This is a genomic window from Shewanella sp. SM23 (genome assembly GCF_025654295.1).
GTDB lineage: Bacteria > Pseudomonadota > Gammaproteobacteria > Enterobacterales > Shewanellaceae > Shewanella > Shewanella oncorhynchi.
Window position 1 is genome coordinate 1 of the sequence record NZ_JAKKRM010000041.1, and the last position, 4562, is coordinate 4562.

General features: G+C 39.7%; 3 protein-coding genes and 2 pseudogenes. 1 reads left to right on the top strand and 4 read right to left on the bottom strand.

What is annotated here, in order from left to right:
- The coding region (locus L5L98_RS22040; RefSeq protein ID WP_263143551.1) for an integrase core domain-containing protein at window positions 1–241 on the top strand (241 nt) is incomplete at its 5' end.
- 98 nt (window positions 242–339) lie between these two features.
- Here the strand turns inward: L5L98_RS22040 and L5L98_RS22045 are convergent.
- The 4 genes and pseudogenes from L5L98_RS22045 to L5L98_RS22060 all read right to left on the bottom strand — a co-directional run.
- Complete coding sequence (locus L5L98_RS22045; protein ID WP_263143553.1) at window positions 340–813, bottom strand: MEKHLA domain-containing protein; 474 nt, start codon at window positions 811–813, stop codon at window positions 340–342.
- Window positions 814–823: 10 nt separating this feature from the next.
- Window positions 824–2554, bottom strand: coding sequence for a thiamine pyrophosphate-dependent enzyme (locus L5L98_RS22050; protein WP_263143554.1), 1731 nt, complete (start codon window positions 2552–2554; stop codon window positions 824–826).
- A gap of 334 nt (window positions 2555–2888) precedes the next feature.
- Window positions 2889–3284 (bottom strand): annotated as a pseudogene (locus tag L5L98_RS22055) (IS982 family transposase); the annotation flags it as partial.
- Window positions 3285–3644: 360 nt separating this feature from the next.
- A pseudogene (locus L5L98_RS22060) lies at window positions 3645–4291 on the bottom strand (IS5/IS1182 family transposase); the annotation flags it as partial.
- Window positions 4292–4562 lie beyond the last annotated feature (271 nt).

Below are 4562 nucleotides of genomic sequence, written 5' to 3' on the forward strand. Positions count from 1 at the left end.
TATCCGAGCCAGCATGGGTGATGTGGGAGCGTGTTGGGATAACGCCGTTGTTGAGCGTTTCTTTGGTAGCTTGAAACACGATTGGATTTTTAAAGTTGCTCAACCAACAAGGGAGTTTATGAAGCAAGATGTGACGGCTTACATGAAATATTACAACTTGGAGCGGCTTCATTCTGCTAATGACGATCTGTCACCTGTAGAGTTTGAAAATTCTCAAGTAAAAGTGTCCAGTTTGGGTTGACCAGTACAATTCAAAGCATATTTGTGTTAATGGATTATTCACCTTTCACAACGGGATATTGGTCGCTAAACTAGGGCAGTTCATATGAGCTGCCGTAATCAAACGTCAAAATTGTGTTCACTGCCATTAGGTGAAAGCCAAAACAGTGCACCTTGTCCCCATAACTTTCCATCACTATCTTTTAACTGCCAGATAGCACCGTTATAGATATTGAAGGATTTACCCGTACGCGTTATCCGTACACCAGAATAACCATGGACGATGCCTTTATTTGTTAACTCATCCAGCAATAATTGTCGTTTCTGCTGTTCGGATACAGGCGTGCTCAAGCGTGAGGGGAGTCGCGATATCTCCTCGCGCAGGTATTCAAAACATTCCAACGCATACTGGTTGGCATAAATAAAATACGGATCGATATCTGTATTGTGGGCCAATATGCTATATGGCGCCTCATGATGCAGCCACCAACTACGATCGGTAAGGTTTTTAGGGCTAGGGAGAGGTTTACCACTCAGTTTTTGATAGTCAATGTCGATATGCTTAATTAGCGTCTTGTCTGGAAAGTTGATCATAAATTTCTCCTTAAAGATTTTGTACTCGAGGATTACGACCCAGTACTTGTAACGCGTCGACTGGGATGTCAATGAGCAAAGATTTCATTATATTACCCGTTGTTTTATCTAATAAGTAATTCAGATTACTCAAATCAGGTGCAAGTTGTTCAGCCTCCCAGCCGCAAGCTCGTGCTATTGAACAATAATCTAATTGCTTTAGGTTGGCATGATATTTTTTTTCTTCAATCTCCGGTAAGATGATGGGCAACCCCTGACCGACTATCGAAAAACTGGCATTATTGACGAGAAAAATTACTAATCCCAGTTCACTTACTTCTCCTAATGAACCTGAAAATAGCCGAAAGCATCCATCACCAGTAAAGAGGAACACTGGACGCGTTGGCAGTGAAAGTTTTGCCCCTATAGCAGCTCCAAACGCCCCCCCCATTGCAGAGCCTCGGTAGAGCGAATAAAATTGAATATTGTTATTTGGACGCTGAGTAACATATTGTCTGTCTTTATAAGATAGGCAAACATCATCAAAACCAATAGAGCCGGCTGGCCACCAACGATCAAGTCGCTGATAAAGTTCGGCCATATCAACATAACCGCTGCGTGGAGGTGGATATTGGCGGTGATTGAGATTATTTGGAGCTAAGGGTGAGGGAATATTGTTGAACGGCTGTTGTTGTGCAGCAGCCATAAGGTTACGCAATAATTGATCCAGTGGGCCAGAGACCTGGTGATATGCTCCTTGGCTCATATGGGAAAAACTATTATCTATTTGTCCATAACTTCCTGAGTAGTTGGTTAGGAAAAATGTTTTAGCGGCAGAAAATTTTTGTAAATTAACAGTGTATTCATCAGGGCAGGCTCCTAGTACTAACAACACATCATCTTTCCCTATTGATTGATAGAGAGACAAGGCTTCATCATTACCCCCGAATGATATATAACCAAATCCATAAGGATTATCCCGTTGCACCGCATTGGCACCATTGATACTCCAGATGGCAGCACAGCGCAGTATCTGACAAAATTGTGTAGTCAGGGCTGCGGCATTTGGGTAGCGGACCATTTCCTCTCCAACTAGTAATACTAGACGTCGCCCCTTAATATCGTGTCGAAATTCGTCACAAAATTCGATGAATGAAAAGTTTTGCACTGGTAATTTTATCGATGCAATAGTTTTCGTGGGATTATATGTAGGACTGTTGAGCGCTTTATGTAGCAAAACAAGTACTATTGGTTTTGCCCTTTCCAACTGAACACGGGCAGACGATAATTTTTCAGCGAGTGTATTTGGCGAGTCAAGCACAAAGACGGATTCTGGCAACTCGCTGCGTAGTTGGGCGACAATATTGCTACCATGCTTTGTAGTATCTTGCAATGGTGAATATCCGTGTATTTCCTCTCCGATGAGGGGGACAATATATACAGCTGGAATATCATGCAGTTTCGCATCGCTTAGGCCGCAACTCAGTAGCTTACTCGCCGCTCCTGTCGTAGCTACTGCAGCAGCAATTCTACCGCTGCTCAGATAATATCCTAGTGGAATAAACCCAGCATTATACTCAGCAATAGAGAAAAAGCTTTGTTCTTCCGCGCAATTATTTACAAGTGGATTAATATATTTTAGAAAATGAATTACCCCGCCACCAGTCACGCCAACATAACGAGAAACCCCCCATATAGAAAGCGTATCCAGCAATAGTTTATAACCTATAGGCACATCATTATCAGTAATTAGCTTATTCATAATTATCACCATTAGAAGTAATTCATGACTATCTTTTAAAAGTAGCAGGAAAAAATTTTTTAAAAAGAGCACATTAACGAAAAGTTTGCAAATAAAAATAAGTCAAAAACCTAATGTTAGCGGACGATTGATAAGCTATGCAGTAGTCAGGGCGGGAGCATACTTTGTTAACTGACGGAAACTTTTAGACTTAAACATGATCAGAGTAAGCATGTTATGGTAACTACCTTTCCTAATGCCACTGTTTGGACACTTGAAACTCATCTAAGCCATGGATCTTTATCGATGGTAAACTTTGCGGGATGCTGTTAATAAAAATGGCGCTGCACCTCGTTGCCTTACTGATATACCCTTTATCTGCATAGAGTTTATTCATGCCACTGTGCACCATCTCGTTCACCGGTTTTGTGTCATGTACATTCGCAGGAGTCACTTTGGCCGCCACTATTCCGCCTTGATGATCCACAATCAAATGCAGCTTAAAGCCATAGAACCACCCCATGGTGCCTTTACCTCTGCACGCCAGCCCCGCCAAGGTTTTATGGCGATGAATACGTAGGTTATGACACACTTTAATGCTGGTTGAATCTACAAATTCGATGTCTGAGGGGCCACTCTTGAGGCTGGAAAAGTAGCGGCAAAGCGGCACTCACACAGTGGGCATCACCTCAAGAAAGCGGGTATAGCTGAGTAAATTAGGAAAAGCAGATTTGTAGAAATGAGCAAAATAGCTTTAATGCCAGCGCCTACTTCTGACAATAGATACTGACTTTTACTATCCTTAATTGCCTTCTTCATATCATCTATAACTTGCATAATAGAGAAGAAACTTCCTTGTGACAATAGTATTATAAGGGTCACTCCAAAAATCAACATAATTGACTTGTGCGGCTCCATTTGTTCCAGTCGTTGCATTGTGATTCATTATTTATACCATAATTGTTTTGATAAATATCATTAACTATATTTAGTCACTACTATATAATTACTCTGAAACCCCCACTAATTATGATTAGGAACACATTGCTAAATTTAAACAGCTATTATTAAGTAGATCTATTGATTTTTGTTGCGTAAATATTAGTAGTAAATACATTGGGAACCCCATTAATGTAAGTGCCAATGAAACCATACTGGTACAGCTTCTTGCTTTATCATAACTTTCTGATATAATTCGACAACATTTAAATATTCAAAAATAATTATCTACTAAATGCCAATGTTTATATAAATATCAATATACCCACTCCTGAAACATATTTATACCGTGGAACTTTTGGATAATTAATGTCCCGCCTTGGGCTCCGATAACTTGACAAAAATTACTGTCATAACCTTTATCAGCAATCAAAATATCAATCTGCTTTAAGTGCTCAATTAGCTTTTGAGTATGTATAATATCATGCTCCTGGTCTTCTGATAATTCTAAATAGGTAATCCTTCACATCTCACTGCTGAATAAATTTAAGTTGAATACTTCGACTTTTAACAATACTTTCATCATTCAGAGTAACTGCACTATCGAGCCATCAATCAAGACCAATTCTATGTCAGCAAAATAGGTTAAGACTTTGAATAAATGAGCCAGAATGCCTTTCTTAGACCATCAATGAAACCGCCTAAAAGTCACACTCCAACGACTAAGCTATTGGGGTAGACTCATCAAGGGATAACCGCTCGAAGTTCAAGTGTTTGTCTGTGTTCCGGTTTATTATAAACGCGGCCAGTGCTTTTCATTAAATGAAATTCCTTCCCCTACGCATCGGTTAGCATAAGTCTTGGCATAGCTTGAGGATTATGGTTACTTTTGGCGAAGAAAATTATAACGTCTTGCCATGCTGTCTAAAAAACACTCTAGAAAGATCAACAGACCCTAGATTTTTAATATTACATCAGAGTTGGTATTAATAATAAGCTCTGCATTCCTATTATCTATATTACTCAATTCATTATTATAAAAATCTAAAACGACAATACCGAGCCGGTCTCCTTTTTGTTTACGCTGTAA